Origin of the sequence: Frondihabitans sp. PAMC 28766, from assembly GCF_001577365.1 — a bacterium.
Taxonomy (GTDB): Bacteria; Actinomycetota; Actinomycetes; order Actinomycetales; family Microbacteriaceae; genus Frondihabitans.
The window spans coordinates 2623837-2650438 of the sequence record NZ_CP014513.1 but is presented as its reverse complement, the minus strand read 5'-3'; the positions used below and the strand labels follow the sequence as shown (position 1 = coordinate 2650438).

At 67.7% G+C, this 26602-nt stretch carries 25 protein-coding genes and 1 pseudogene; 13 read left to right on the top strand and 13 right to left on the bottom strand.

Annotated elements, in window-relative coordinates:
• Window position 1 precedes the first annotated feature (1 nt).
• The 4 genes and pseudogenes from pgk to AX769_RS12755 all read left to right on the top strand — a co-directional run bounded on the left by pgk (window position 2) and on the right by AX769_RS12755 (window position 2699).
• The gene (pgk, locus tag AX769_RS12770) at window positions 2-1213 is read left to right on the top strand and encodes a phosphoglycerate kinase (RefSeq protein ID WP_066279923.1); all 1212 of its coding nucleotides are present in this window, start codon (window positions 2-4) and stop codon (window positions 1211-1213) included.
• Window positions 1207-1994, top strand: a pseudogene (tpiA, locus tag AX769_RS12765) (triose-phosphate isomerase). The gene pgk and the pseudogene tpiA overlap by 7 nt, the downstream one beginning before the upstream one ends.
• Before the next feature lie 79 nt (window positions 1995-2073).
• Complete coding sequence (gene secG, locus AX769_RS12760) at window positions 2074-2325, top strand: preprotein translocase subunit SecG (RefSeq protein ID WP_066279917.1); 252 nt, start codon at window positions 2074-2076, stop codon at window positions 2323-2325.
• Entirely contained in the window at window positions 2325-2699 is a 375-nt protein-coding gene (locus tag AX769_RS12755; protein ID WP_066279915.1) for an RNA polymerase-binding protein RbpA, read from the top strand. The genes secG and AX769_RS12755 overlap by 1 nt, the downstream gene beginning before the upstream one ends.
• A gap of 61 nt (window positions 2700-2760) precedes the next feature.
• Here the strand turns inward: AX769_RS12755 and pgl are convergent, their stop codons facing one another.
• The 6 genes from pgl to tkt all read right to left on the bottom strand — a co-directional run bounded on the left by pgl (window position 2761) and on the right by tkt (window position 11044).
• Window positions 2761-3531: a 6-phosphogluconolactonase gene (gene pgl, locus AX769_RS12750; protein WP_066279914.1), complete on the bottom strand. Its 771-nt coding sequence runs from the start codon at window positions 3529-3531 to the stop codon at window positions 2761-2763.
• An 81-nt stretch (window positions 3532-3612) separates the two neighbouring features.
• A complete protein-coding gene (locus tag AX769_RS12745; RefSeq protein WP_066279910.1) occupies window positions 3613-4557 on the bottom strand; it encodes a glucose-6-phosphate dehydrogenase assembly protein OpcA in 945 nt (314 codons plus the stop codon).
• Window positions 4554-6110 carry a glucose-6-phosphate dehydrogenase gene (zwf, locus tag AX769_RS12740; RefSeq protein ID WP_066279904.1) on the bottom strand — a complete coding sequence of 519 codons (1557 nt, stop codon included), beginning with the start codon at window positions 6108-6110 and terminating at the stop codon, window positions 4554-4556. Before zwf ends, AX769_RS12745 begins: the two co-directional genes overlap by 4 nt.
• 83 nt (window positions 6111-6193) lie before the next feature.
• A complete protein-coding gene (locus tag AX769_RS12735) occupies window positions 6194-7792 on the bottom strand; it encodes a glucose-6-phosphate isomerase (protein WP_066279901.1) in 1599 nt (532 codons plus the stop codon).
• Complete coding sequence (gene tal, locus AX769_RS12730; RefSeq protein ID WP_066279899.1) at window positions 7789-8916, bottom strand: transaldolase; 1128 nt, start codon at window positions 8914-8916, stop codon at window positions 7789-7791. The genes AX769_RS12735 and tal overlap by 4 nt, the downstream gene beginning before the upstream one ends.
• 25 nt (window positions 8917-8941) lie before the next feature.
• Window positions 8942-11044 (bottom strand): transketolase, encoded by a 2103-nt coding sequence (gene tkt / locus AX769_RS12725; RefSeq protein WP_066279893.1) that lies wholly within the window; start codon window positions 11042-11044, stop codon window positions 8942-8944.
• Between the two features lie 343 nt (window positions 11045-11387).
• Between tkt and AX769_RS12720 the strand changes: the two genes are divergently transcribed.
• A complete protein-coding gene (locus AX769_RS12720) occupies window positions 11388-12335 on the top strand; it encodes a heme o synthase (RefSeq protein WP_066279891.1) in 948 nt (315 codons plus the stop codon).
• An 11-nt stretch (window positions 12336-12346) separates the two neighbouring features.
• On the top strand, window positions 12347-12895 hold the full coding sequence (locus AX769_RS12715) for an AAA family ATPase (protein ID WP_066279889.1): 549 nt from the start codon (window positions 12347-12349) through the stop codon (window positions 12893-12895).
• 36 nt (window positions 12896-12931) lie between these two features.
• Here AX769_RS12715 and AX769_RS12710 read toward each other — a convergent pair whose 3' ends face one another.
• On the bottom strand, window positions 12932-13900 hold the full coding sequence (locus AX769_RS12710) for a heme A synthase (RefSeq protein WP_239451780.1): 969 nt from the start codon (window positions 13898-13900) through the stop codon (window positions 12932-12934).
• Between the two features lie 254 nt (window positions 13901-14154).
• Here AX769_RS12710 and sufB point away from each other — a divergent pair, with 254 nt between their 5' ends.
• From sufB to AX769_RS12685, 5 genes are read left to right on the top strand one after another with little or no spacing between them, the layout of a single operon-like run.
• A complete protein-coding gene (gene sufB, locus AX769_RS12705; protein WP_066279887.1) occupies window positions 14155-15573 on the top strand; it encodes a Fe-S cluster assembly protein SufB in 1419 nt (472 codons plus the stop codon).
• Window positions 15574-16968 carry a Fe-S cluster assembly protein SufD gene (gene sufD / locus AX769_RS12700; protein WP_066279885.1) on the top strand — a complete coding sequence of 465 codons (1395 nt, stop codon included), beginning with the start codon at window positions 15574-15576 and terminating at the stop codon, window positions 16966-16968.
• A complete protein-coding gene (locus tag AX769_RS12695; RefSeq protein WP_066279883.1) occupies window positions 16968-17294 on the top strand; it encodes a Rieske 2Fe-2S domain-containing protein in 327 nt (108 codons plus the stop codon). The genes sufD and AX769_RS12695 overlap by 1 nt, the downstream gene beginning before the upstream one ends.
• A gap of 31 nt (window positions 17295-17325) precedes the next feature.
• The gene (gene sufC, locus AX769_RS12690) at window positions 17326-18126 is read left to right on the top strand and encodes a Fe-S cluster assembly ATPase SufC (protein ID WP_066279880.1); all 801 of its coding nucleotides are present in this window, start codon (window positions 17326-17328) and stop codon (window positions 18124-18126) included.
• A 2-nt stretch (window positions 18127-18128) separates the two neighbouring features.
• Entirely contained in the window at window positions 18129-18461 is a 333-nt protein-coding gene (locus tag AX769_RS12685) for a metal-sulfur cluster assembly factor (protein WP_066279877.1), read from the top strand.
• A gap of 99 nt (window positions 18462-18560) precedes the next feature.
• Here AX769_RS12685 and AX769_RS12680 read toward each other — a convergent pair whose 3' ends face one another.
• The gene (locus AX769_RS12680) at window positions 18561-19172 is read right to left on the bottom strand and encodes a biotin transporter BioY (protein ID WP_066279874.1); all 612 of its coding nucleotides are present in this window, start codon (window positions 19170-19172) and stop codon (window positions 18561-18563) included.
• A 150-nt stretch (window positions 19173-19322) separates the two neighbouring features.
• On the opposite strand from AX769_RS12680, the gene AX769_RS12675 reads away from it, so the two are divergent.
• Window positions 19323-20921: an ABC-F family ATP-binding cassette domain-containing protein gene (locus AX769_RS12675; RefSeq protein WP_066279872.1), complete on the top strand. Its 1599-nt coding sequence runs from the start codon at window positions 19323-19325 to the stop codon at window positions 20919-20921.
• Between the two features lie 94 nt (window positions 20922-21015).
• Here AX769_RS12675 and AX769_RS12670 read toward each other — a convergent pair whose 3' ends face one another.
• Both AX769_RS12670 and AX769_RS12660 read right to left on the bottom strand, forming a co-directional pair.
• Window positions 21016-21900 carry an SURF1 family protein gene (locus AX769_RS12670; RefSeq protein WP_066279866.1) on the bottom strand — a complete coding sequence of 295 codons (885 nt, stop codon included), beginning with the start codon at window positions 21898-21900 and terminating at the stop codon, window positions 21016-21018.
• Between the two features lie 238 nt (window positions 21901-22138).
• Window positions 22139-22651 carry a DUF3099 domain-containing protein gene (locus tag AX769_RS12660; RefSeq protein WP_066279863.1) on the bottom strand — a complete coding sequence of 171 codons (513 nt, stop codon included), beginning with the start codon at window positions 22649-22651 and terminating at the stop codon, window positions 22139-22141.
• Between the two features lie 170 nt (window positions 22652-22821).
• Between AX769_RS12660 and AX769_RS12655 the strand changes: the two genes are divergently transcribed.
• Window positions 22822-23532, top strand: a complete 711-nt coding sequence (locus AX769_RS12655) for a beta-ketoacyl-ACP reductase (protein ID WP_066279860.1) — start codon at window positions 22822-22824, stop codon at window positions 23530-23532.
• 128 nt (window positions 23533-23660) lie between these two features.
• Here AX769_RS12655 and AX769_RS12650 read toward each other — a convergent pair whose 3' ends face one another.
• The 3 genes from AX769_RS12650 to AX769_RS12640 form a co-directional block, all read right to left on the bottom strand.
• Window positions 23661-24482: a TspO/MBR family protein gene (locus AX769_RS12650; RefSeq protein ID WP_066279859.1), complete on the bottom strand. Its 822-nt coding sequence runs from the start codon at window positions 24480-24482 to the stop codon at window positions 23661-23663.
• 164 nt (window positions 24483-24646) lie between these two features.
• Window positions 24647-25285, bottom strand: a complete 639-nt coding sequence (serB, locus tag AX769_RS12645; protein ID WP_066279857.1) for a phosphoserine phosphatase SerB — start codon at window positions 25283-25285, stop codon at window positions 24647-24649.
• A gap of 45 nt (window positions 25286-25330) precedes the next feature.
• Window positions 25331-26572, bottom strand: a complete 1242-nt coding sequence (locus AX769_RS12640; RefSeq protein ID WP_066279856.1) for a glucose-1-phosphate adenylyltransferase — start codon at window positions 26570-26572, stop codon at window positions 25331-25333.
• Window positions 26573-26602 lie beyond the last annotated feature (30 nt).

Here is a 26602-nt window from a genome sequence, read left to right as displayed (position 1 = left end):
CATGGCTCTCCGCACCCTCGAGTCCCTCGGCGAACTCGCCGGCAAGCGCGTCATCGTCCGCTGCGACTTGAACGTGCCGTTGAAAGACGGCGTGATCACCGACGACGGCCGCGTGCGCGCTTCCCTGGGCACCCTCCGCACCCTGATCGGCGCCGGCGCCCGCGTCGTCGTCATCTCGCACCTCGGCCGCCCCGACGGCGAGCCCAAGCCCGAATACAGCTTGGCTCCCGTCGCTCTGCGACTGGGCGAACTCCTCGGCACCCCCGTGGCGTTCGCCCCGTCGACGACCGGCACCGAGACGGCTTCCGCCGTCGAGGCACTCGCCGACGGCGAGATCCTGGTGCTCGAGAACCTCAGGTACCAGGCCGCCGAGACCTCGAAGAGCGATGAGGAGCGCCAGGCCTTCGCTCGCGAGCTCGCCGCGTTCGGCGACGTGTTCGTCTCGGACGGCTTCGGCGTCGTGCACCGCAAGCAGGCCAGCGTCTACGACCTGCCGCAGCTGCTGCCCAGCGCGGCGGGCTCGCTGATCGAGACCGAGCTCGGTGTGCTCGACCGCCTCACCGAGACGCCCGAGCGCCCCTACACGGTCGTGCTCGGAGGCTCGAAGGTCTCCGACAAGCTCGGTGTCATCGAGCATCTGCTGCCGCGGGTCGACAACCTGCTCATCGGCGGCGGCATGCTCTTCACCTTCCTCGCGGCCCAGGGCCATGCGGTCGGCAAGAGCCTGCTCGAGGCGGACCAGCTCGATCGCGTGCGCGGCTACATCGCCGAGGCCGAGTCGAAGGGCATCCGCCTCGTGCTGCCCACCGACGTGGTCGTGGCATCCGGCTTCGCGGCCGACGCCGACCACGAGACGGTGGCTGCCGACGCCATCGACTCGACGACGTTCGGCGATGCCGGCATCGGCCTCGACATCGGTCCCGACACGGCGGCCGCGTTCGCGGACATCGTCGCGTCGTCGAAGACCGTGTTCTGGAACGGCCCCATGGGCGTGTTCGAGTTCCCGGCCTTCGCCGCCGGCACCAGGACGGTCGCCGAGGCACTGACACACGTGGACGGTCTCGGCGTCGTCGGGGGAGGCGACTCGGCCTCGGCCGTTCGCGCCCTCGGCTTCACCGACGACCAGTTCGGGCACATCTCCACCGGAGGTGGCGCCAGCCTCGAGTTCCTCGAGGGCAAGAAGCTGCCAGGCCTGGAGGTCCTCGGATGGTAACCGCACGACGCCCGTTCATCGCCGGCAACTGGAAGATGAACCTCGACCACCTGCAGTCGATCGCCTTCGTCCAGAAGCTCGCCTGGAGTCTCAAAGACGCCAAGCACAACTTCGGAGACGTGGAGGCGGCGATCTTCCGCCGTTCACCGACCTCCGCAGTGTGCAGACGCTGATCGACGCGGACAAACTCGAGCTGGAGCTGGGGGCGCAAGACCTGTCGGACAACGACGATGGCGCCTTCACCGGCGACATCTCCGGGGCGTTCCTCGCCAGGCTCGACGTGAAGTACGTCATCGTCGGCCACTCCGAGCGCCGCATCGTCCACGGCGAGACCGACGAGGTCGTCGCGGCGAAGGTAACGGCTGCGCATCGCAACGGCCTCATTCCCGTGATCTGCGTCGGCGAGACGGCCGAAGACCTCGAGAAGCACGGCCCGAGCGCCGTTCCCGTCGCTCAACTCGGCGCTGCCCTCGAGTGGCTTCCGGCCGGCGGCGAGATCGTCGTGGCCTACGAGCCGGTGTGGGCGATCGGCTCCGGCCAGGCGGCGACGCCCGACCAGGCCGAGCAGGTCTGCGCGGCCCTCCGCGACACGCTCACCGAGAAGCTGGGGGCCGACCAGGCCGCGGCGACCCGCATCCTGTACGGCGGCTCGGTCAAGTCGGGCAACGTCGCGTCGTTCATGCGCGAGCCCAATGTCGACGGCGCTCTCGTCGGCGGCGCGAGCCTCGACATCACCGAGTTCGCGAGCATCGTCCGCTACCAGAACCACGTCGGCGTCTAGACCCGACGGTGCCGGGCGCGGCATTTCGCCTCCGCCCGGTTATAATCGTTAGCGGCCCGAAACGCTCGAAAGGTTTTCCGTGCAAATTCTCCAAACCGTCTTGTATGTCGTGCTCGGTATCACGAGCCTTCTGCTGACGCTTCTCATCCTGCTGCACCGCGGTCGCGGTGGCGGGCTCTCCGACATGTTCGGCGGCGGGGTGACCAGCAACCTCGGCGCGTCCGGTGTTGCTGAGCGGAACCTCAATCGCATCACAGTCATCCTCGGCCTCGTGTGGTTCGCTTCCATCGTGGTCCTGGGGCTCATCACCAAGTTCACGGCGGGATCGTAATGGCATCAGGCGGCAGTGCAATCAGGGGTTCTCGCGTCGGCGCAGGCCCCATGGGCGAGCAGGATCGGGGGTTCCACGCCGAGCGAATCACCGTCTCCTACTGGGATGCCCTGGGCAACGAGGTCGTGCGACACTTCGCGGCGAACGTGCCCGAAGAGGAGATTCCCGAGACGGTCGACTCGCCGTCCACCGGCCTTCCTGCCGGGCGTGACAAAGACAACCCCCCGGTCGTCGCCAAGCTCGAGCCGTACAAGACCCACCTCGCGTACGTGAAAGAGCGTCGCACCGAAGAAGAGGCTGCTCAGCTCCTCGACGAAGCCCTTCAGCAGCTTCGTCAGCGTCGCGGCAAGATCCCGACCCCGGCGAAGAAGTAGGCGGCAGCACACCAACGACGAAGGCCCCGAACGAATGTTCGGGGCCTTCGTCGTCGTCGATCTAGTAGGTCGAGGCGATGAGCTGTTCGGGCACCTCGGCCGCAGCGTCCCGGTCGACGAAGAAGACCGTCCGCTTGCGACCCTTGACCCCGGCGACAGGCACCTGGTCGGCACCGGCGCCCGCGAGAGCGAGGCCGAGCGAGGCCGCTTTCTCGGCACCGGCGAGGATCATCCAGACGCGCTGCGAGTTGTTGATCGCCGGCAGGCTGAGGGTCAGGCGCTCGGGCGGCGGCTTGGGGGAGTCATCGATGGTCAGCACAGTGGGCGACGTCTGCAGCACCTGCGGCTTGTCGGGGAAGAGCGAGGCGACGTGACCGTCGGGCCCGACACCGAGCAGCGTGATGTCGAAACGAGGCGACTCGTCGTCGGCCTGAGCGTGCTCCTTCAGCGTGGCGACGTACTGCGAGGCCGCCTCGGCGAGGTCGGCAGCGTCGTCGGTATTCGCCATGCGGTGGACGTTCTCGGGCAGGACGCCGATGTGGTCGAGCAGGTCGACGCCGTTCTGGCGATCGTTGCGGTCGTCCGAGTCTGCGGCGACGAAGCGCTCGTCGGCCCACCAGAACGACACCTTCGACCAGTCGACGCTGTCACGCGCCTCTGACCGGTTGATCGCGGCGAGCACCAGGGTGCTGACCGAACCGCCGCTGAGCACGACGGACGCGTAATCCTGCTCTTCGATGACGTCGATGATCTTCGTGATGAAGCGAGCGGCGACCGAGGCCCCCAGGGATTGCTTGTCGGGGTGAACCAGCACCCGGCGTTCATTCGTCACGTCTCAGTAGCCTCTATTACTGTCGTGACCTGTCAGGATGACAGGTCGAACTGCGTCAAACAGATGTCGCCTGGGTCTGCGTCACGGCTGGTCAGCACGGAGCAGGGCGACGCCGCTCTTGACGACATTGCCGAAGAGCGAGTCAGGGTCGAGTCTACGGAGTTCTTCGGCCAGGCAGTCGCGCAGGCCGCGGCGTGGCAGCGACAGGTCGTGCGTCGGCTGTTCGGGCTGCGAGAGCGTGGCGACGTCGACGAGCGAGCGCTCGAGCTCGATCGGCCCGGATGCTCGCACGAGCTTCACGCCGTGGATGCCACTCGAGCCGGTCGCGCGCGACGTGAGCTCGTGCTTGACGGGCACCTCGAGCTGCAGACGCAGCCAGGCGGCCAGCAGCAGCGTCGAGGGGGAGTCGGCGGCGCCGGACACCTCGACCGCGGTGACCGGCTCGTACGGCGGCTGGTCGAGAGCCGCCGCCAGCTGCGTGCGCCAGAGGGTGAGCCGCGTCCAGGCGAAGTCCGTGTCGCCCGGCTCGTAGGTCGAGGCCAGGTCGATGATCGACTGACGCGGGTTGCTCTGAGCGGCCGCGTCGGTGATCCTGCGCTGCGCGATTCGGCCGAGAGGCGACTCCGAGACGACCGCGGGCGCCTTGCCGGGCCACCACGCGACGACGGGGGCGTCGGGCAGCAGGAGGCCTGTGACGAGCCCCTCCTCGTCGCGGGCGATGTCGCCATAAGCGCGCAGCAGGATGACCTCGCTCGCGCCGGCATCGCCGCCCACGCGGATCTGCGCGTCGAGCCGGGGCTCTTCGGCGGACAAAATCTCATCGGCGGTCGAGATCACGATGACCCGCATCGGGTGCTCGCGAGACGCCTCGTTGGCGGCCTCGATCGCCTCCTCTTCGTGGCCCAGGGTCGTCGAGATGACGAGGGTCAGCACGCGACCGAGGGCGACGACACCGCCCTCTTCGCGGATCTTGACCAGAGCCTTTGAGACTCGGCTGATGGTGCTGTCGGGCAGATCGACGATCACGGACGCCTCCAGGTACGGCCGTCGCGGGCCATGAGTTCATCGGCACTGTGGGGGCCCCAGGTGCCGGGACGGTACTGCTCGGGCTGCCCCTGGGCGGCCCAGAAGCGCTCGATCGGGTCGAGGATCTTCCACGACAGCTCGACCTCCTCGTGGCGGGGGAAGAGCGGAGGGTCGCCGAGCAGGACATCGAGGATGAGCCGCTCGTAGGCCTCCGGGCTGGCCTCGGTGAACGCGTGGCCGTAGCCGAAGTCCATCGTGACGTCGCGAACCTGAGTGCCGATGCCGGGCACCTTCGAGCCGAAGCGGAGGGTGACACCCTCGTCGGGCTGCACGCGGATCACGAGGGCGTTCTGCCCCAGCTCGGCGCCGTCGCCGAGGCCGAAGACGTTCTCGGGCACGCGCTTGAAGACGACTGCGATCTCGGTGACGCGGCGGCCGAGGCGCTTGCCGGCGCGCAGATAGAACGGCACGCCCGACCAGCGGCGCGTGGCGATCTCGAGCCTGATCGCTGCGTAGGTCTCGGTGACCGACTCGGGGTTCATCCCAGCCTCCTCCAAGAAGCCGAGCACCTTCTCGCCGCCCTGCCAACCGCCGGAGTACTGCCCGCGGGCGGTGCCCTCGGCGAGGTCGGCGGGGATGGTGACAGCCGAGAGCACCTTCTCTTTCTCGGCGCGAAGGTCGCGCGCTTTGAAGCTGACGGGCTCTTCCATCGCGGTGAGCGCCAGCAGCTGCAGGAGGTGGTTCTGGATGACGTCGCGAGCAGCGCCGATGCCGTCGTAGTAGCCGGCACGACCGGCCACGCCGATGTCCTCGGCCATGGTGATCTGCACGTGGTCGACGTAGTTGCTGTTCCACAGCGGCTCGTACATCTGGTTGGCGAAACGGAGCGTCAGCAGGTTCTGAACCGTCTCCTTGCCGAGGTAGTGGTCGATGCGGAAGACCGAGTCGGGCTCGAACACCGTCTCGACGACCGCGTTCAGTTCGCGAGCCGTCTCGAGGTCGCTCCCGAAGGGCTTCTCGATGACGACGCGTCGCCAGGGTTTCTCGCCGTGGATGTCGACGGTGTCGTCGGCGAGACCGGAGTCCCGCAGCTGCTCGGTGACGAGCGGGAAGAACTTCGGCGGGATCGAGAGGTAGAAGGCGTGGTTGCCCATCGTGCCGCGCTCGACGTCGAGTTCGTCGATGGTCTTCTTGAGCAGCTGAAAGGCCTCCGCATCGTCGAAGTCGCCCTGCACGAAGCGGATGCCCTCTTTGAGCTGGCGCCACACGTCCTCGTCGAAAGGCGTGCGCGCGTGCTGCTTGACGGCCTCGTAGACGACCTGCTCGAAGTCCTGGTCCTCCCACTCGCGCCGGGCGAAGCCGACGAGGGCGAAGCCCGGGGGCAGGAGACCGCGGTTGGCCAGGTCGTAGATCGCCGGCATGACCTTCTTGCGCGACAGGTCGCCTGTCACGCCGAAGATGATGAGGCTCGACGGGCCGGCGATGCGGTTGAGTCGTCGGTCGGAGGGCAACCGCAGAGGGTTGTACTCCGGCGTGATTTCCACCGGTGCCATGTGTTATCCGATTCCTTGCGTCATGAAGCGGTCAGGGTCGAGAGCGGGCGCAGGATCGACTCGACCCCGCGCCCGACCGCCCATCAGCGGAGTGCGCCGAGAAGCGCCGGCAGAGCCGCCGCCACGTCGGTGACGGTGAGCGTCAGCACCGGCCGGCCGTGCTCGGCCAGGACGGCGGCGTCACCGGCGGCCTGAGCCGCGACGAGGGTGCCGAAGGTGAACGAACTGCCGGGAATGGGCAGATCGGTCTCGGGCACCTGTGTGATCTGCAGGAACACGCCGGTGGCCGGCCCGCCCTTGTGGTACTGCCCGGTGGAGTGCAGGAAGCGCGGGCCCCAGCCGAAGGTGACGGGCCGCTCGGTGCGGGTCGCCAGGATGTCGCGCAGCTCGGCCAAGGCAGGGTTCGCAACACGGTCGACGTAGGCCTGGATCGCCAGGTAGCCGTCGTCGGTCAGGTGCTTCAGCAGACCGGCCACGGCGTCGTCGAGACCATCGCCGAGGTCGATTCCGCCGCGCGAGCGCACCTCGACGCCGTTCGCCGTGAACGCGGCGGGCGTCGGCGCGGGGGCGGAGTCGAGCAGAGCCCGCGTCGCCGCCTTGGCCGACTCGACATCGGGCTGATCGAACGGGTTGATGCCGAGAAGGCGACCGGCCACGGCCACCGCGTACTCCCACACCATGAACTGGGCCCCGAGGGATCCGGAGATCTCGACCTCGCCGGGGGCGACCTCGCGGGTCTCCTCAGTGTTGGCGACGAACCGGACGATCTGCACGTCGTGCAGACCCTCGGTGATCTCGGGCGAGTCGAGGTCGAGCACGACGGGCAGGAGCCCGCGGCCCTGCTTGCCGGTCGACTCGGCGATCAGCTGCTCGGCCCAGTCGGGGAAGCCCTGGATGTGCGTGCCGTCGGCCACGAGGCCGATCTTGTCGCGCAACGGGCTCGTGCCGGCCAGGACGGCCCCGAGCACGAGGCCCGGGTTGTCCGGGCGATCCTGCGACAGCTCGACCGTCACGGCGCCAGCCTCGGCCAGCAACTCTTCGATGTCGGCCCCCGCGAGGCCCGACGGGACGAGCCCGAAGGCCGAGAGGGCCGAGTAGCGCCCTCCGATCGCCGGGTCGGCGGTGAAGACGACGTAGCCCGCCTCGCGAGCAGACTGCTCGAGCGGCGAACCGGGGTCGGTGACGACGACGATGCGGTCGGCGATGTCGGTGTAGCCGGCATCGTGGAAGGCCTTCTCGAACGTCGCCCGCTGGCTCGCCGTCTCGACGGTCGAGCCCGACTTGGACGAGACGATGAGCACGGTGTGCTTCAGGTCGTCGTTCAGAGCGGCGAGCACCTGGCCCGGCTCGGTCGCGTCGAGGACGGTCAGCTCGACACCGGCGGTGCGAGTGATGACCTCGGGCGCGAGCGACGAGCCGCCCATGCCGGCGAGCACGAAGTGCGTCAGGTGCTTTTTGTGCAGCTTCTTACGAAGCTCGGCGATCTGCGCCACCAGGGGGGCGGAGACCGAGACGGCCTCCGTCCACCCCAGGCGTTTGGACGCCTCTTCTTCGGCCTCCGGGCCCCACAGAGCGGGGTCCAGACCCGTGATGCCGGACGCGACGAGGTCGCGCACCAGCGTCGGGACGACGGACTCGACTGCAGTCGCAGCATCGCCCGACGCGGTGATGGCTACTGTCACTTAGCGGCGTCCAGAGCGGCCGTCACGGTGTCGAGCAGCTCGTTCCAGGAGACGATGAACTTGTCGACGCCCTCGGATTCGAGCACGGCCACGACGTCGTCGTACGAGATGCCCTGAGCGGCGATGTCGTCCATCACCTTGTTGGCGGCCGCGTACGATCCGGTGATCGTGTCGCCGGTGATGACGCCGTGGTCGAAGGTCGCGTCGAGCGTCTTCTCGGGCATCGTGTTGACGACCTCGGGGGCGACGAGCTCGACCACGTAGGTGGTGTCGAGCACGTTGGGGTCTTTGACGCCGGTCGAGGCCCACAGCGGGCGCTGCTTGTTGCCGCCCTCGGCGAGGAGGCCCTTGGCACGCTCGGTCGCGAACGCCTGCTCGTACACCTCGTAGGCGAGCTGAGCGTTGGCCACGCCGGCCTTCGACTTGAGCGCCTTGGCCTCGTCGGTGCCGACTGCCTCGAGGCGCTTGTCGATCTCGGTGTCGACGCGCGACACGAAGAAGGACGCGACCGAGTGGACCTTCGACAGGTCGATCCCCTTGGCCTTGGCCTGCTCGAGACCGGTCAGGTAGGCGTTGATCACGGCGCGGTAGCGCTCGAGCGAGAAGATGAGCGTGACGTTGACGCTGATGCCCTCGGCGATCGTCGCGGTGATGGCTTCGAGGCCCTCGACGGTCGCCGGAATCTTGATGAGGACGTTCTCGCGGTCGACTCGGGAGTGGAGCGACTTCGCCTGCTCGATGGTCTTTGCGGCGTCGTGCGCGAGGCCCGGCTCGACCTCGATCGACACACGGCCGTCGAAGCCGTTCGTCGAGTCGTAGATCGGCTTGAAGATGTCGCACGCGTTGGCCACGTCGCTGGTGGTGATCTCGAAGACCGAGTCGGTCACGCCTTTGCCGGCCTTGGCCAGCTCCGCGACCTGGGCGTCGTACGCCTCGCCCTTGGCGAGTGCGCCGGCGAAGATCGTCGGGTTGGTGGTGACGCCGACGACGTTCTTCTCGGCGATGAGCTTCTGGAGGCCCTCGGACTGGATGCGCTCGCGCGAGAGGTCGTCGAGCCAGATGCTCACGCCGGCAGCGGAGAGCTGCGCGGTCGGGGTCGTTGCTGTGGTCTGGATGTCAGTCATTTTCTTCTCTTCTTCTTCTCGGGGCTCAGAGAGCGGCGAGTTCGTTGAGGGACTCTTTCGCGGCCGAGACGGCGGCCTCGGTGGTGATGCCGAACTTCTCGAACAGGGTCTTGTAGTCGGCCGAGGCACCGAAGTGCTCGATCGAGACGCTGCGGCCGGCGTCGCCGATGTAGTTCTTCCAGCCGAGTGCGATACCGGCTTCGATCGACACGCGCGCCTTGACCGACGACGGCAGGACGGACTCTTTGTAGTCGTCGCTCTGCTCGTCGAACCAGTCGAGGCTGGGGGCGGAGACGACGCGGGCGTTGATTCCCTCGCCGCGCAGCACCTCGCGTGCCTCGACGGCGATCTGCACCTCGGAGCCCGTCGCGATCAGGATCACGTCGGGGGTGCCGCCCGGGGCCTCGGCGAGCACGTAGGCGCCCTTCGAGACGTACTTCGCCGAAGCGAAGGTGTCGCCGGTGGCCTCGCCCTCGCCGCGCTCGAAGACCGGGAGGTTCTGCCGACTGAGGGCGAGGCCCTCGGGGCCGGAGAAACGCTGAAGGATCGTCAGCCACGCGTAGGAGGTCTCGTTGGCGTCGGCCGGGCGGACCAGCGAGAAGTCGGGGATCGCACGAAGCGCCCAGAGCTGCTCGATCGGCTGGTGCGTCGGGCCGTCCTCGCCGAGGGCCACGGAGTCGTGGGTCCAGACGTAGGTGGTCGGCGCCTTCATGAGCGCGGCGAGACGGACGGCCGGGCGCATGTAGTCGGAGAAGATCAGGAACGTGCCGCCGAAGGGGCGCGTGTTGCCGTGCAGCACGATTCCGTTCAGGATCGCGCCCATGGCGTGCTCGCGGATGCCGAAGTGCAGCACGCGGCCGTAGGGGTTCCCCGACCACTCGTGGGTCGACCACTCGGTGGGGACGAACGACTTGGCATCGGTGATCGAGGTGAGGTTCGACTCGGCGAGGTCGGCCGAGCCGCCCCAGAACTCGGGCAGGACGCCGGCGATGGCGTTGATGACCTTGCCGGACGCGGCACGGGTCGAGACCTCTTTGCCGGGCTCGAACACGGGCAGTGCACCCTCGAGATCGGTGGGGAGCTCGCCGGCGAGCATGCGATTGAGCAGCGCGTTCTTCTCGGGGTTGGCCGAAGCCCACGCCTCGAGCTTCTCGTTCCATTCGGCGTGCTGCGCCTGGCCGCGCTCGACGGCCTTGCGGGTGTGCTCGAGGACGGCGGGGTCGACGTCGAACGACTTGTCGGGGTTGAAGTCGAGGATCTTCTTCAGAGCCGCGATCTCTTCGGTGCCGAGGGCCGAGCCGTGCGCCTTGCCGGAGTTCTGCTTGGTGGGGGAGGGCCACGCGATGATGGTCTTGAGGATGATCAGCGACGGCTTGTCGGTGACGCCCTTGGCCTTCTCGATCGCGTCGTTCAACTCGGCGACGTCTTCGACGTACTCGCCGGTCTTCTTCCAGTCGACGACCTGGACATCCCAGTCGTAGGCGAGGAAGCGCTTGTGAACGTCTTCAGTGAAGGCGATGTTGGTGTCGTCCTCGATCGAGATCTGGTTCGAGTCGTAGATCGCGATGAGGTTGCCGAGCTGCTGGTGGCCGGCGAGCGAGGCGGCCTCGCTGGTGATGCCCTCCTGCATGTCGCCGTCGCCGGCGATCACGTAGACGAAGTGGTCGAACGGGCTGGTGCCCGGTGCCGCGTCAGCGTCGAACAGGCCACGCTCGAAGCGGGACGCGTAGGCGAAGCCGACGGAAGAGGCGAGACCCTGGCCCAGAGGGCCGGTGGTGATCTCGATTCCGTCGGTGTGGCCGTACTCGGGGTGACCCGGGGTCTTGGAGCCCCAGGTGCGGAGCTCCTCGAGGTCTTTCAGCTCGAGCCCGTAGCCGCCCAGATAGAACTGGATGTACTGGGTGAGCGAGGAGTGCCCGACCGAGAGGATGAAGCGGTCGCGCCCGATCCAGGTGCTGTCGCTGGGGTCGCGGTGCATCACCTTTTGGAACAGGAGGTATGCGGCGGGCGCCAGGCTCATCGCGGTGCCCGGGTGGCCGTTCCCCACCTTCTGGACCGCGTCGGCCGCGAGGACGCGCACCGTGTTGACTGCCTTTTCGTCAATGGATTCCCATTGCAGATCTGCCACTTGAGGATGACCCTTCTTGATGCGAGATTGCGCGGGTTTCGCTCCCGCACGGACAGCGCCTGCCGAGACGTCATCGGCTCGACCGTGTTATCGGCCCGGATGCGGGTGTGTGCCGATGGACTCATCGACGCGGCGACATCGACACGAACAGTGTGATCGGCGCCCTGTGCCCTGCAACTGGCAAGCACCTGCCAGTATAGGGACGTCGAGGGGTCGGCCGCCCGCTTGCCGCTGGATGGATCGCCGTCAGCGTAGACATTCATCGCTTAGACTTGAACCGGCCACAGATCAGCCTGGTCGGTCACTCGTCTTCCTGCGGGGAGACCTCGCACTTAGAGGACGTATGACAGCAGTCGACACCCGCTCGAATCCGACTCGCGAGCGCCCCACGTGGCGCCGCATCGGTGCCAAGCGCAAGGTCCGTGCCTACATCTCGCTGACCAAGCCCCGCGTGATGGAGTTGCTGCTCGTCACGACGGCGCCGACGATGTTCCTGGCCCAGGGCGGCATCCCGAACCTCTGGCTCATCGCCGCGACGCTCATCGGCGGTGCCCTCAGCGCAGGCTCGGCCTCGGCCTTCAACTGCTACATCGACCGCGACATCGACCGCGTCATGAAGCGCACAGCCGATCGGGCGCTCGTCACCGGCGACGTCACCGATCGCGAGGCGCTGATCTTCTCGTACGTGATGGGCGTGGCGTCGATCGTCTGGCTCGCGCTCACGGTCAACGTGCTTGCGGCGGCGCTCTCGCTCTTCGCGATCCTGTTCTACGTCATCGTGTACACGCTGTGGCTCAAGCGCCGCACCCCCCAGAACATCGTCTGGGGCGGCATCGCCGGCTGCATGCCGGTGCTGATCGGCTGGGCGGCCGTGACCGACTCGCTCGGGTGGACGCCGCTGATCCTTTTCGGCATCATCTTCCTCTGGACTCCGCCGCACTACTGGCCGCTGTCGATGCGGTACCGCGACGACTACGCCTCCGTCGACGTGCCCATGCTGGCCGTGGTCCGGGGCCGCGCGCACGTCGGCCTGCAGGTGATCCTGTACGCCTGGGCCACCGTCGCATGCTCGCTGCTGCTGATCCCCGTCGCCCACATGGGCATCCTCTACACGGTCGTCGCCGTGGCGGCCGGCGTGTGGTTCATCGTCGAGTCGCACCGTCTCTACAGCCGCGCGATCACACACGCGATCGACGTGAAGCCGATGAAAGTCTTCGGCGCCTCGATCACGTACATGACGCTCATCTTCATCGCCGTCGGTGTCGACCCGCTGCTGCCTCACTTTTTGTAGGAAGAAGTGTCGTGGCGACTTTCGCCGTCGTGGTGAACGGCGCCCCGGCCTCGGGCAAGACCACCTTGTCGCGCATCCTGCGGGCCGAGCTGGATCTGCCGCTCGTGGCCAAGGACGCCGTCAAAGAGGCGTTGGTCGAAGCCGTGGGGGCACCACTGCCGACGCGCGATCTCGGCGGGCTCTCGCAGGACGTCGTCTGGCGTGTCGTCGGCATGATCGACGGCCCGGTGCTCGTCGAGTCGTTCTGGGGTACCGGCCGCGACGAGGAGTTCTTCGCGCGAGGGCTGAAGGTCGCAGGCGTCACGTCGGGCGTAGAAATCTGGTGCGAAGCGCCCTTAGAGGTGCTCCGCGAACGCTTCACGACCCGGCCGCGACACGCCGTCCACGACGACGCCAACCGGATGCCGGAGTGGGAGGCGAGCGCCCGCACCGCGCGTCCGATCTCCGGCTTCCCTGTGATTCGCGTCGACACAACCGGGCCCGTCGACACGGCTCAGCTCGCCGCCGAACTGCGCACCATGATTCCGACACCGCCGGACGGACAACAGCACTCTGCCTAGGAGAGATGCCGCGAGCCGCTCGAAGGTGCGAGAGCCCTAGCTGGTGGCCGCGGCGACCGCGGCCTCGTCGACTGGCTCGGTGAGATCGGCGTCCGACTGAAGAGTGTGCGTGACCGCGGTCATCGCCGAGACGAGAAGGGCTGCGAGCACGAGGTGGGCGCCGACGAGCAGCGCCGGCAGCCCCGTGTTGGCCTGCGTGAGGCCCACGGCGATCTGGGCGATCTCGACGCAGAGCAGCATCGTCACGAAGCGCCGCGGCAACCCGAGCCGGACCACCGCGATCATCAGCACGATGGTGAGCCCGAAGACGGCGAACGCCGGGATCGCGTGGAACACCTCGATGACCTTCGGGTCCAGCCCGTTGCGGTGCGTGTGCGCATCGCCCGCGTGCGGGCCGGCGCCGGTGGTCAGGATGCCGAGGACCACGGTGATGGCCACGAAGACGGCAGTGATGCGCGTGACGACTGCGAACCACGGGGGAGTGGCGGCGGTGTCGCTGCGCGGGCCGCGGGTGACCCGGTAAACCAGGGTCGTCGCGATCCTCACCAGGATCATCGACACGATGAAGTGCGAGCCCACCACGTAAGGGTTCAGCTTGGCGAGCACGCTGATGCCGCCGAGCACCGCCTGGAACGGGATCGACATGCCCTGGATGAACGTCAGCCAGAACAGGTCGCGGCGGACGCGACGGATGCGCAGGATACTGAGGAACGCGGCGATCACGATGATCACCAGCACGAACGTCAGCAGGCGGTTGCCGAACTCGATGACGCCGTGATAGCCGAGCGCCGGCGTGGTGACGATGGAGCCGTCGCCGCACTGCGGCCACGTGGGGCAGCCGAGACCCGAGCTGGTCAGCCGGACGAGACCGCCCGTGCCGACGAGAACGATCTGACAGACGAGCGACGCCCACGCCGCGACCCTGACCCGGTAGTCGACCGACGTCGGCAGCCAGGACCACGCCCGCTGCAGCGGATTCATCGAGGTTGCCTGTGCATTGCTCACGCTTTGGTGCCCTTCGTTCACTTAACGGCGCTGACCTGTAGAATCGACGGGTTCAGGAACACACCCGGAATCGGTGCGTCGACGCAGACCACACCTTGCAGCTCAGCTTTCCAAGTCTATGGACTCAGTTCTGGGCGGTCGCCCTGATCCCTTGTCTCCGGCAGATGCCGAGGGCAGCCACCCGTCGGGAGTGATCCCCAGAGGGAATGCCGCAACGAGCGTGAAGGTTCGAGACGGCAGAGAAAGAGGTAGTTATGTCCGATGTGCTGATCGACCGCCCCGAGCTCGAAGGCCTGGGCCAATACGAGTTCGGCTGGGCCGACTCCGACGCTGCGGGGGCCTCTGCCCGACGCGGTGTAAACCCCGAGGTCGTCACCGACATCTCGAATCTCAAGAGCGAACCCGCGTGGATGCTCAAGAACCGCCTCAAGGGGCTCAGCCTCTTCGAGAAGAAGCCCATGCCGACGTGGGGCGCCGACCTCTCGGGCATCGACTTCGACAACATCAAGTACTTCGTACGCTCGACCGAGAAGCAGGCCGGCAGCTGGGAAGAGCTTCCCGACGACATCAAGGCCACCTACGAGAAGCTCGGCATCCCCGAGGCCGAGCGCAACCGTCTCGTCGCCGGCGTCGCCGCGCAGTACGAGTCGGAGGTCGTCTATCACCAGATCCGCGAAGACCTCGAGGCCCAGGGCGTCATCTTCATGGACACCGACACGGCGCTCCGTGAGCACCCCGAGTTCTTCGAAGAGTACTTCGGCACCGTGATCCCCGCCGGCGACAACAAGTTCGCCGCGCTCAACACCGCCGTCTGGTCGGGCGGCTCGTTCGTCTACGTGCCCAAGAACGTGCGGGTCGAGATCCCGCTGCAGGCCTACTTCCGCATCAACACCGAGAACATGGGCCAGTTCGAGCGCACGCTGATCATCGCCGACGAGGGCTCGTACGTCCACTACATCGAGGGCTGCACAGCCCCGATCTACAAGAGCGACTCGCTGCACTCGGCCGTGGTCGAGATCATCGTCAAGAAGAACGCCCGCGTTCGCTACACGACCATCCAGAACTGGTCGAACAACGTCTACAACCTGGTCACCAAGCGCGCCATCGCTCACGAGGGCGCGACCATGGAGTGGATCGACGGCAACATCGGCTCGAAGGTGACGATGAAGTACCCGTCGATCTACCTCGCGGGCGAGCATGCCAAGGGCGAGACGCTCTCCGTCGCCTTCGCAGGCCCGGGCCAGCACCAGGACGCCGGCGCGAAGATGATCCACATGGCGCCCTACACGACGTCGTCGATCGTCTCGAAGTCCATCGCCCGCGGCGGAGGCCGCGCCGGCTACCGCGGAGAGGTCCGGGTCGACGAGGGTGCGCACCACGCCGCCAACACGGTGCGCTGCGACGCCCTGCTCGTCGACACCATCTCGCGCTCCGACACCTACCCGGCGATCGACATCCGCGTCGACGACGTGCAGCTCGGCCACGAGGCCACCGTCTCGCGGGTCAGCGAAGAGCAGCTCTTCTACCTGATGTCGCGCGGAATGGCCGAAGACGAGGCCATGGCCATGATCGTCCGCGGCTTCATCGAGCCGATCGCCCGTGAGCTCCCGATGGAGTACGCACTCGAATTGAACAAGCTCATCGAGATGAGCATGGAAGGATCCGTCGGCTAGATGTCCGCAACTCCCGCACCAACACAGACCCCCACGGACACGGCAGCTACCGACGCACCCGTTCAGCACGGGGCCGGCGCTCACAGCGACGGCGGATGGGGCAGCAAGGATCACAAGGTTCCGGTCCAGACGCGATCGGCTCGTTTCGCGTCCGCTGATCCTGCCGCCTTCCCCGACGTCACCGGCCGCGAGGTCGACTGGAAGCAGAGCCCCGTGGCGAAGCTCCGGCCACTCATCGACGGCCCGCTCGACGGATCGCCCTATGCCTACCTCGCTCGCGAGACGCCCGGGGCCTCCGTCGAGTGGGTGTCGCCGACCCACGAGCTCGTGGGCCAGGCGGGCACGCCCGAAGACAAGGCCTCGGCGAACGCCTGGTCGAGCGTCGAGAACGTCCTGCTCGTCACGCTGACCGGCGACGAGGCATCGACGATCACGATCGGCCGCTCGGGCCTCACCGACCAGCCGCACGCCGGCCACACGGTGATCCACGCGACGGCGAACTCGTCCGCTCACGTGATCCTGCTCAACAGCGGCAAGGCGAACCTCGTCGAGAACGTCGAGATCGTCGTCGACGAGGGCGCACACCTCACCGTCGTCAGCGTTCAGGAATGGGACGACGAGGCGATCCACCTGTCGAGCCAGTTCGCGCGCCTCGGCCGCGACGCCGTCTTGAAGCACTTCGTCGTGAGCCTCGGCGGCTCGATCGTGCGAGTCAACCCGTCGGCGCACCTTGCCGAGCAGGGCGCCGACGTCGACCTGAACGGCGTGTACTTCGCCGACGCGGGTCAGCACCTCGAGCAGCAGGTCTACGTCAACCACGACGCCCCGAAGACCAAGAGCCGCGTCAACTACAAGGGCGCCCTGCAGGGCGACGGCGCACGCACGGTGTGGATCGGCGACGTGCTGATCGGCCGCACCGCGCCCGGCACCGACTCGTACGAGCAGAACCGCAACCTGGTCCTCTCGGAGGGCACGCGCGCCGACTCGATCCCGAACCTCGAGATCGAGACCGGCGACATCCTCGGTGCCGGCCACGCGTCGGCCACGGGTCGTTTCGACGACGAGCACCTCTTCTACCTCGAGTCGCGCGGCATCCCCGAAGAAGAGGCGCGACGCATAGTCGTGCTGGGCTTCCTCAGCGAGATCGTGCAGCACATCGGAGACGAGACGCTGCAGGATCGCCTCATCGCGGCTCTCGAAGAAGAGCTCGCCGACGGCGCGCGGTCGCGTGCCGAGGCCGACGCTCTGCACGAGTCGACGCACGCCCCGGTCTACGTCGACAAGCTCCCGGGCTCTGGGCCGACTCCTGTCGCCGCACCCAAGGCTGCGCCGGCTGCGGCTGCTGCGCCTGATGCTCCGGCTGCGGCCGCTTCGACCTCCGAGGCCGACGCCTGATGGCCACGAAGGTCTGCGCCGACTCCGACGTCGAGGTGTCCGACGCGATCCGCGTCGTCGTCGACGGCGTCCCCGTCGCAGTCGTGCGCGACTCGGCCGGTCAGTTGCACGCCCTTGGCGACACCTGCACCCACGGCGACATCTCGCTGTCGGAGGGCTTCGTCGAAGACGACACCCTCGAATGCTGGGCGCACGGCTCGAAGTTCGAGCTGACGAGCGGCAAGCCGCTCACCCTGCCGGCCTACGAGCCGGTGCCCGTTTTCGCCGTGTCGGTCGTCGACGGCGACGTCTTCGTAGACGTCTCCACGAACGTCGCCGCCTCTTAATCGTCATCTCCTCAGCAAAAGGAACAACAACATGTCAACCCTCGAAATCCGCGATCTCCAGGTCTCGATCGACACCGAGCAGGGCAACAAGCCCATCCTCAAGGGTGTCGACCTGACCATCAAGCAGGGCGAGATCCACGCCGTCATGGGCCCCAACGGCTCAGGCAAGTCGACTCTCGCGTACACGATCGCCGGCCACCCCCGCTACAAGGTCGACGGCGGTTCGATCAAGCTCGATGGCCAGGAAGTGCTCGACATGACCGTCGACCAGCGCGCGAAGGCCGGCCTCTTCCTCGCCATGCAGTACCCCGTCGAGATCCCCGGCGTAACCGTCGCGAACTTCCTCCGCACGGCGAAGACCGCGCTGGACGGCGAGGCGCCCGCTCTCCGCACCTGGGTCAAAGACCTGCGTCAGCACATGAGCGACCTCAAGATGGACTCGTCGTTCGCCGAGCGCAACGTCAACGAGGGCTTCTCGGGCGGCGAGAAGAAGCGCCACGAGATCATGCAGCTCGAGTTGCTCAAGCCGAAGTTCGCGATCCTCGACGAGACCGACTCGGGGCTCGACGTCGACGCGCTCAAGATCGTCTCCGAGGGCGTCAACCGGGCTCACGACGCGACCGGCCTCGGCATCCTGATGATCACGCACTACACGCGCATCCTCCGATACATCAAGCCCGACTTCGTGCACGTCTTCGTCGACGGCCACGTCGCCGAGCAGGGCGGCCCCGAGCTGGCCGACCAGCTCGAAAACGAAGGTTACGACCGCTACGTCGCCGCATCCGCCGCCGAGGCCGCTGCTGCCACGGCCGGCGCCGTCGCGGGGGCCTGACCATGCCGCTCGCACTCGCTCCCGAGAAGTTCGACCAGGTCGAAGAGGCGCTCAAAGAGGTCATGGACCCCGAGCTCGGCGTCAACGTCGTCGACCTCGGATTGATCTACGACCTCGCGCTCGACGACGAGGTGGAGAACGCGCTGATCATCAGCATGACGCTCACTTCGGCCGGCTGCCCGCTCACCGACGTGATCGAGTCCGAGACGGCCAACGCCCTCGACGGAGTGGTCGACGCCTTCCGCATCAACTGGGTGTGGATGCCGCCGTGGGGCCCCGAGCGCATCACCGACGACGGTCGCGACATGATGCGGGCCATCGGCTTCAGCATCTAGCTCAGGATTCGCTCCGTCGAAACCCCTGCCCTCGGGCGGGGGTTTCGTCGTGTCGGCTGCGGTGTCGCCCGGTGGTCGAGGCAGAGCGGGCGGGCTCGGCTAGCGGTCGCGGCGGGCGCCGAGCGCACGGGCGCCGCGCCACGCGAGGGGCAGGGCCCCCGCCGCGATGACCCACTTGACGATGCCGCCGAGGATGAACGGGGTGAAGCCGGCCGCCATGACGGCGCCAAAACCGTGGGGGAGACCCAGCTGGGCGAGCGATGCGGCGAGGTAGGGCAGACCGATGGCGAACGGGATCAGGCTGGCGAGGAAGAATGCGGCGATCGATCGCACGACGTGCTTGTCCCAGTTGCGCTGCGACAGCCAGCCGACGACGGCGGCGGCCGGGATGAAACCGATGACGAAGCCGAAGCTCGGCAGCGACAGGGTGCCGGTCGAGTGGCCGGCGAAGATCGGGAGCCCGATGAGGCCGAGCACCATGTACGCGGTGAGCGAGAGGGCACCGCGGCGGGCGCCGAGTGTTGCGCCGACGAGCATGACGGCAAGGGTCTGGCCGGTGATCGGCACGGGCCACAGCGGGATCTCGACCTGCGCGAGAAGGCTGACGAAGGCGACGCCCCCCGCGATCAGGGCGACGTCGGTGGCGACGCTCTTGCGCACGAATCGATCGGCGAGAACCGGCCGCAGAGCGGTCTGGGCGTTGGTCGTCATGGAATCTCCTAGAATAAGTAGGTCGATCGGCGCGTTGTCTTGTATGAACACGCCCGTAAGACGGTTCCACGCATCGATCCCTTTCATCCTAGGGGCGGCCCACCGGCGGGCGGCGTTGTGGACACCTCCTCAGATGATTGGACTTTTGCTGTGCTCTCCGTGCACGACCTCGAGATTCGCGTTGGCGCTCGCCTCCTGATGGAGGACGTCACCTTCCGGGTCGACAAGGGCGACAAGATCGGCCTGGTCGGCCGTAACGGCGCGGGCAAGACCACCATGACCAAGACGCTGGCGGGCGAGACTCTGCCCACGGGCGGCAAGATCGAGAAGACGGGCGAGATCGGCTATCTGCCGCAGGATCCCCGCTCAGGCAACCCCGAGGACCTCGCGCGGACCCGCATCCTCGATGCGCGCGGCCTCGGGCAGATCCTGCTCGGAATCCAGAAGGCGACCCAGGAGATGGGGAGCGACGACGCGGCGGTGGCCGAGAAGGCGATGAAGCGGTACGGCGACCTCGACGACCGCTTCACCGCCCTCGGCGGCTACGCGGCCGAGGCGGAGGCCGCCAGCATCGCGTCGAACCTGAGCCTGCCCGACCGCATCCTCGACCAGCCGCTGTCGACCCTCTCGGGCGGCCAGCGCCGTCGTATCGAGCTCGCGCGCATCCTGTTCTCGGCCGCCGAGACGATGATCCTCGACGAACCGACCAACCACCTCGACGCCGACTCGATCGTCTGGCTGCGCGAATACCTGAAGACGTACCAGGGCGGTGTGATCGTGATCAGCCACGACATCCAGCTGGTCGACGAGGTGGTCAATCGCGTCTTCTACCTCGACGCGAACCGCCAGCAGATCGACATCTACAACATGGGCTGGAAGCACTATCAGCGCCAGCGCGCTTCCGACGAGGAGCGCCGCAAGAAAGAGCGCGCCACGGCCGAGAAGCAGGCCGGCCAGCTGCAGAAGCAGGCCGCGCGCTTCGGCGCCAAGGCGTCGAAGGCCGCTGCGGCACACCAGATGGTCGCTCGCGCCGAGAAGTTGCTCGCAGGGCTCGACGACGTCCGCGTCGTCGATCGCGTCGCCAAGCTCCGCTTCCCGACGCCGGCCGCCTGCGGTCGCACCCCGCTCATGGCGACGAACCTCTCGAAGAGCTACGGCTCGCTCGAGATCTTCACCGCCGTCGACCTCGCCATCGACCGCGGGTCGAAGGTCGTCATCCTGGGCCTGAACGGTGCCGGCAAGACGACCCTCCTGCGCATCCTGGCCGGGGTCGACGAGCCCGACACCGGGCAGCTCGAGCCGGGCCACGGCCTGCGCGTCGGCTATTACGCCCAGGAGCACGAGACGATCGACGTCAAGCGCAGCGTGCTCGAGAACATGGTGTCGTCGTCGCCGAACATCACCGAGATGGAAGCGCGGCGCGTGCTGGGCTCGTTCCTCTTCACGGGCGACGACTCGGCGAAGCCCGCCGGAGTGCTGTCGGGTGGCGAGAAGACCCGCCTCGCTCTGGCGATGATCGTGGTCTCCGGCGCGAACGTGCTGCTGCTCGACGAACCGACCAACAACCTCGATCCGGCGAGCCGCCTCGAGATCCTGGACGCCCTCAACAACTACGAGGGCGCCGTGGTGCTCGTCAGCCACGACGAGGGCGCTGTGGAGGCGCTGAACCCCGAGCGCGTGCTCATCATGCCCGAGGGCACCGAAGACCACTGGACGCCCGACTACTCGGACCTCATCACCCTCGCATAGAGCCCTCCGCGCCGGCCCCGCACCTCCCGGTGGTCTTTCGGCACCTCACCTGGGCGAGGTGCCGAAAGCCGCCCGAAGTGCGGGTCAACCGGAGTCAGCGACTGATGCGGGTGCCCGGGCGTGACGACACGTAGCCGGCCTCGTCGAGCTCGTCGTCCTCGATGTCGGCATCGGTCGGGCCGCGCCTCTGGCGCTTGCGCTCGCGCTCTTCTTCGAGCCAGCGCTGGTCCTCCTCGTCGCTGTAGAGCACGTCGTACTCCTGCCGGATCACATAGACCAAGAAGCCGAACGCGGCCACGGCGAACATCACCCACTGGATCGCGTACGAGAGGTTGAGCGACCAGTCGACCTGCGGCTTCTGGGCCGCCTTGGGCAGTGTGGCGACCGAGGGCGTCTCGTGCTTGAGCGTGCCGTACGCGGCCGTGTAGGCGGGCATGTCGATGCGCTTCGCGATGTCGGCCGGCTGGATGCGCGCGACCTCTTTGTTGCCCGGAGGGTCGGTGCGCCCGGGCACGTCTCCCTGCGACGCGGCCAAGCGGGCAACGACGGTGACGGTGCCCTTCGGGGCGGCGGGGATCGAGTCGGGGTAGTCGTGCGTGTTGCCGGTGGCGACCCAGCCGCGGTCGACGATGAAGACGTCGCCCGAAGCCGTCTCGAGGGGCACCAGCACGTCGAACCCGGGGTAGCCGTTGTAGCTGATGTCGCGCGCGAGATAGGTGTGGTCGACCAGGTAATGGCCCCTGATGCTGACGGGCCTGAACTCGTCGGCTGTCGAATACGAGTCGAGGTGCGGCAGGATCGACGAGAGCTCGACCGGCTTGGCGTTGTAGTTGGTGTCGAGTCGATTCTGCAGGGCGAGGTTCTCGGCCCGGCGATCCCACTGCCAGTGCGACAGCACGACGCAGATGAGAGCGAAGACGCATGCCACGCCGAAGTAGCCCAGCCACTTCTTCGACAGGACGAAGCGCCACTCTCTCAAGGCGTCGCCTCCGCTCCGACCGAGTCGACGGTCTCACCAATGGCGGTGACGACGACCGGGAAGTCGCGCGACCGCAGGAATCCTTCGAGAAAGTCTACGTGCTCGTCGCAGGCCGCCCAGGTCTTCACCCGGTCGAGCGCGTGGATCCTCGGGTTCCTCCAATGGACGGCGCGAGTCGCGTCTTCCCGGCACCCGGCCCGCGAGCACTGCGGGGTGGCGGGGCCGGTACCGCCGAGGATCACTTCTGGTCGGGTCGCGGCTCGCCGTTGGAGCCGCTCGGAGGGGGTGTGTACCCGCCGGCCGGGGGAGCAGCCCGCCTGGGTGCGACATAGCCGTCGGCCGTGTACGTGGCACGTCGGGGCGGGGCTTCGGAGCTGCGGTTCGACGAGCCCGGGGCCGAAGGCGCGGCCCCTTCGGGCGTCGGTCGGCCGTAGCCCGGGAAGGCCGTCGGCTCTTGGTAGAGTTCCACGCCGCCCGGCCGCTCGACCTCGCCTGGAGTGCCGTCGTGTCCGGCGTTGGCGAGCACCACGGCGATGTACGGCAGGACGATCGCGGCGATGGCGGGGACGAAGCGCCACCAACCCGGCACGAAGAAGATGACGATGATGCACACCATGCGGATGCCCATCGAGATCGAGTAGCGCACCATGCGGCCGTGACGCTCGTCGACCGGCGCCGGCGGCAGGCTGGTGATCGTGTTCGACGTGCCGGTCATCGGCGTCACACGCATCTTCTTCGTCTTGGGGCTCATCAACTCACGGGCTTCGCGCATCTCGGTCGGGGGCGCATCTCATGGAAAAGAGGTGCATCTAATGCTAAGTCGTTCTCACCGCGACACTAGGCTTGTCGGCGGCCCTGCGGTCGAGGTCACCGTGTCTGGCCCCGCAGGTCTCTCGCTTTCGAACGACTTTGGAGAAACCCATGACCACGCCCCGCACCGTCCTGGTCACCGGCGGAAACCGCGGAATCGGTTTCGCCATCGCGCAGCAGTTCGTCGCCGACGGCCACCGCGTCGCCGTGACGGCCCGATCGGGCGAGGGCCCCGAGGGCGCGCTCACCGTCCGGGCCGAGATGACGGACTCCGAGTCGATCGACCGCGCCTTCACCGAGATCGAGTCGACTCTCGGCCCGGTCGAAGTCGTCGTGGCCAACGCCGGCATCACCAGGGACACCCTGCTGATGCGCATGTCGGACGACGACTTCACGTCGGTGCTCGACACCAACCTCGGCGGCGCCTTCCGCGTCGTGAAGCGCGCGTCGAAGGGGATGCTCAAGGCGCGCTTCGGCCGCATCGTGCTGATCTCGAGCGTCGTGGGCCTCTACGGCGGGGCCGGCCAGGCGAACTACGCCGCCTCCAAGAGCGGCCTCGTCGGCTTCGCCCGATCGATCACCCGCGAGCTCGGTGCCCGCGGCATCACGGCGAACGTGGTCGCGCCCGGCTTCATCGAGACCGACATGACGGCCGTGCTGCCCGAGGCCCAGCAGGCCGACTACAAGAAGTCGATCCCCGCCGGGCGCTTCGGCTCGACGGACGACGTGTCGAAGGCCGTCACGTGGCTCGCCTCCGACGACGCCTCGTACATCTCGGGCGCCGTCATCCCGGTCGACGGCGGCCTCGGGATGGGCCACTAGCCCCGCGTCCCTGTCTCGGCCCCTGCCCGTACCCCTGTCGCGAAATCGCGACCGAACCCCGCCGGACACCGCCGAACGGCAGTAACGGATGTGACTCGGGTGCCGAATCGGTCGCGATTTCGCGATCACTACCGTGCGGCCACGACTGACGGGTGCCGACGTGCGCCGACGCGCAGGGCCACGGTGGCGATCACCACGACGACCGTGGCCAGGATCGCGGCCACCGCCGTGGGCGACGAGAGCAGATCGCCGCTGAGGCGAGCCTCGGCGACCCACGCGAGACCCCAGCCCAGCGAGAGCATGGGCGCGATGCGGCCGCGACCCACGACGGCCAGAAGGACGCCGACCGCAGCAGCCACGGCGAGGACGACGACGGCCCAGGCGGCGGGGGCGATGCCCACCCCCTGGAATCCTGAGGCCTGAAGCCACGCGGTGATGTTCGCCGCCGTCGCGACGCAGACCCAGCCGAGGTACAGGCCGATCGTGCCGTCGGTGACGACGACGTCGGCAGGCCCGGATGCGCGAGTGCGCACGGCTCGCACGAACGCCACGCCGAGCACGATCAGCAGGGCGGCGATCACGGGAACGCTGAGCCACAGCAGGTCGAACTGGATGCTCAGGATCCAGGCGGCGTTGAGCAGCAGAGACACCGCCACGAGATAGCCGAGACGGCGGTGGCGCTCGGCGTGGCGCTGCGACGGAAGCAGCTGCCACACGGCGTAGACGACGAGGCCGAGATAGATGAGGCCCCAGATCTGGAAGGCGCCGGTGCCGGGCGCGATGAGCGTGGCGTCGGCTGCGAGAGCCCCGCCGGCCGCCTCGTTGATCGGCGTGCCGAAGAGCACGCCCGACCCGGCGAAGGCGCCGACGATCGCCAGGACGGCGCTGACGACGACGACGATCTGGCGGGTGCTGTCGCGGTCGGGTGCGGCGGTGGATGCGGGCGACATGGCGGCCTCCAGAATTAGTCAGCTAGCTGATGAACTGACTTCGACCGTACCCCTGGTCGCGGAATCGCGACCGATATCCGTCAGACACCACCGGACGGCAGTAACGGTGTGACTGGCCCGGCGAATCGGTCGCGATTTCGCGGCGGGAGGGGACGGGCGGCCGCTCAGCCGCGGAGGCCGAGCAGCGGCAGCACCTGCGACAGGTCGCGCACGTTCATCGCGACGTCGGCGGCGGCCCGCACGCGCGGTTTGGCGTCGAAGGCGACCGAGAGGCCGGCGACGGCCATCATCTCGAGGTCGTTCGCGCCGTCGCCGATCGCGACCGTGCGGGCCAGTGGCACCGTCGCATCCTGTGCCCACTCGATCAGGGCCTCGGCCTTCGCATGGGCGTCGACGATCGGCCCGTCGACCGCGCCCGTCAGCAGCCCATCGGCCACCGACAGGCGGTTCGCGCGCCAGAAGTCGAGACCGAGCGACGCGGCGAGAGGGTCGACGAGCTCGTGGAACCCGCCCGAGACCACGCCGACGAGCCCACCCGCGGCGTGCACGCCCGCGACCATTTCGGGCACCCCATGGGTCACCAGGATGCGACGCCCCGCGTCGGCGAAGACGCTGACGTGCAGCCCCGCCAGGGTCGCGACCCTCTCACGGAGGCTCTCGCTGAAGTCGAGCTCACCAGCCATCGCCCGCTCGGTGATGTCGCGGACCTCGTCGTGGCTGCCGGCGCGCTCGGCGAGGAGCTCGATCACCTCGTTCTCGATGAGCGTGGAGTCGACGTCGAGGACTACGAGGAAGCGCGGCACCGAACCAGGGTAGTGGCGGCGGAACCCGGGTGACGTCGGCCCGACCTATTGTTCGATGCGAACGCCCTTGCCGACGACGGTGATGCCCGACGGAGTCACGGTGAAGCCGCGGGCCCGGTCGGCCTCGGCGTCGAGCCCGACGTGGGCGCCGTCGGCGATGACCACGTCTTTGTCGAGGATCGCGCGGTTGACGATGGAGTTCTTGCCTACGTAGATGCGGTCGAAGAGCACCGAGTCGACCACCCGTGATCCTGAATCGAGGGTGTTCCACGGGCCGACGACGCTGCGCTCGATATGCGAGCCGATCGAGACGGTGCCGAGCGACACGATCGAGTCGATGAGCGAGCCCGGGTTGCCGTGCTCGTCGCGCCCGAACTTCGCGGGCGGCGAGTTGAGCTGCTGGCTGAAGATCGGCCACGCGGTGTTGTAGAGGTTGAACACCGGGAGCGCCGCGATGAGGTCGCGGTGGGCGTCGTAGAACGACTCGATGGTGCCGACGTCGCGCCAGTAGTAGCGGTCGCGCTCGGTGGAGCCCGGCACGTCGTTGCGCTTCAGGTCGTAGACGGCGGCGTCGCCGCGCGACACGAAGTCGGGGATGATGTCGCCGCCCATGTCGTGGTTCGAAGCGGGGTTCTCGCCGTCGCGGAGGACTGCGTCGATGAGCGCGTCGGCGTTGAAGATGTAGTTGCCCATCGAGGCCAGCACCTCGTCGGGGGAGTCGGCGAGGCCCTTGGCATCGGTCGGCTTCTCGAGGAAGGCGTCGATGAGCGTGGGGTCGTCGTCTTTGACCTGGATGACACCGAACTGGTCGGCGAGCGAGATCGGCTGGCGGATAGCGGCCACGGTGGCGCTCTTGCCCGAGGCGATGTGCGCCTCGACCATCTGGGCGAAGTCCATGCGGTAGACGTGGTCGGCGCCGACCACGACGATGATGTCGGGCTTCTCGTCGCGCACGAGGTTGAGGCTCTGGAGGATCGCGTCGGCGCTGCCGGCGTACCAGCGCTTGCCGAGGCGTTGCTGCGCGGGCACGGATGCGACGTAGGCGCCGAGGAGGCCCTCGATGCTCCACGTCTGCGACACGTGTCGGTCGAGGCTGTGCGATTTGTACTGGGTCAGCACGACGATCTGGCGCAGCCCCGAGTTGATGAGATTCGACAGCGCGAAGTCGATGAGCCGGTAGTTTCCGCCGAACGGGACCGCGGGCTTGGCGCGGTCGGCGGTGAGGGGCATCAGTCGCTTGCCCTCTCCGCCGGCGAGGACGATGCCGAAAATCTTCTTCGATGCCATGTAGGTCAGAATGGCACGTTTCGCATCCGG

Bases quoted from the DNA above. Each gene is read 5' to 3' on its own strand.
- pgk (WP_066279923.1), top strand. From the start codon at position 2: ATGGCTCTCCGCACCCTCGAGTCCCTCGGCGAACTCGCCGGCAAGCGC.
- AX769_RS12755 (WP_066279915.1), top strand. From the start codon at position 2,325: ATGGCATCAGGCGGCAGTGCAATCAGGGGTTCTCGCGTCGGCGCAGGC.
- zwf (WP_066279904.1), bottom strand. From the start codon at position 6,110: ATGGCACCGGTGGAAATCACGCCGGAGTACAACCCTCTGCGGTTGCCC.
- tal (WP_066279899.1), bottom strand. From the start codon at position 8,916: ATGACTGACATCCAGACCACAGCAACGACCCCGACCGCGCAGCTCTCC.
- AX769_RS12720 (WP_066279891.1), top strand. From the start codon at position 11,388: ATGACAGCAGTCGACACCCGCTCGAATCCGACTCGCGAGCGCCCCACG.
- sufB (WP_066279887.1), top strand. From the start codon at position 14,155: ATGTCCGATGTGCTGATCGACCGCCCCGAGCTCGAAGGCCTGGGCCAA.
- sufD (WP_066279885.1), top strand. From the start codon at position 15,574: ATGTCCGCAACTCCCGCACCAACACAGACCCCCACGGACACGGCAGCT.
- AX769_RS12695 (WP_066279883.1), top strand. From the start codon at position 16,968: ATGGCCACGAAGGTCTGCGCCGACTCCGACGTCGAGGTGTCCGACGCG.
- sufC (WP_066279880.1), top strand. From the start codon at position 17,326: ATGTCAACCCTCGAAATCCGCGATCTCCAGGTCTCGATCGACACCGAG.
- AX769_RS12685 (WP_066279877.1), top strand. From the start codon at position 18,129: ATGCCGCTCGCACTCGCTCCCGAGAAGTTCGACCAGGTCGAAGAGGCG.
- AX769_RS12680 (WP_066279874.1), bottom strand. From the start codon at position 19,172: ATGACGACCAACGCCCAGACCGCTCTGCGGCCGGTTCTCGCCGATCGA.
- AX769_RS12660 (WP_066279863.1), bottom strand. From the start codon at position 22,651: ATGAGCCCCAAGACGAAGAAGATGCGTGTGACGCCGATGACCGGCACG.
- AX769_RS12655 (WP_066279860.1), top strand. From the start codon at position 22,822: ATGACCACGCCCCGCACCGTCCTGGTCACCGGCGGAAACCGCGGAATC.
- AX769_RS12650 (WP_066279859.1), bottom strand. From the start codon at position 24,482: ATGTCGCCCGCATCCACCGCCGCACCCGACCGCGACAGCACCCGCCAG.
- AX769_RS12640 (WP_066279856.1), bottom strand. From the start codon at position 26,572: ATGGCATCGAAGAAGATTTTCGGCATCGTCCTCGCCGGCGGAGAGGGC.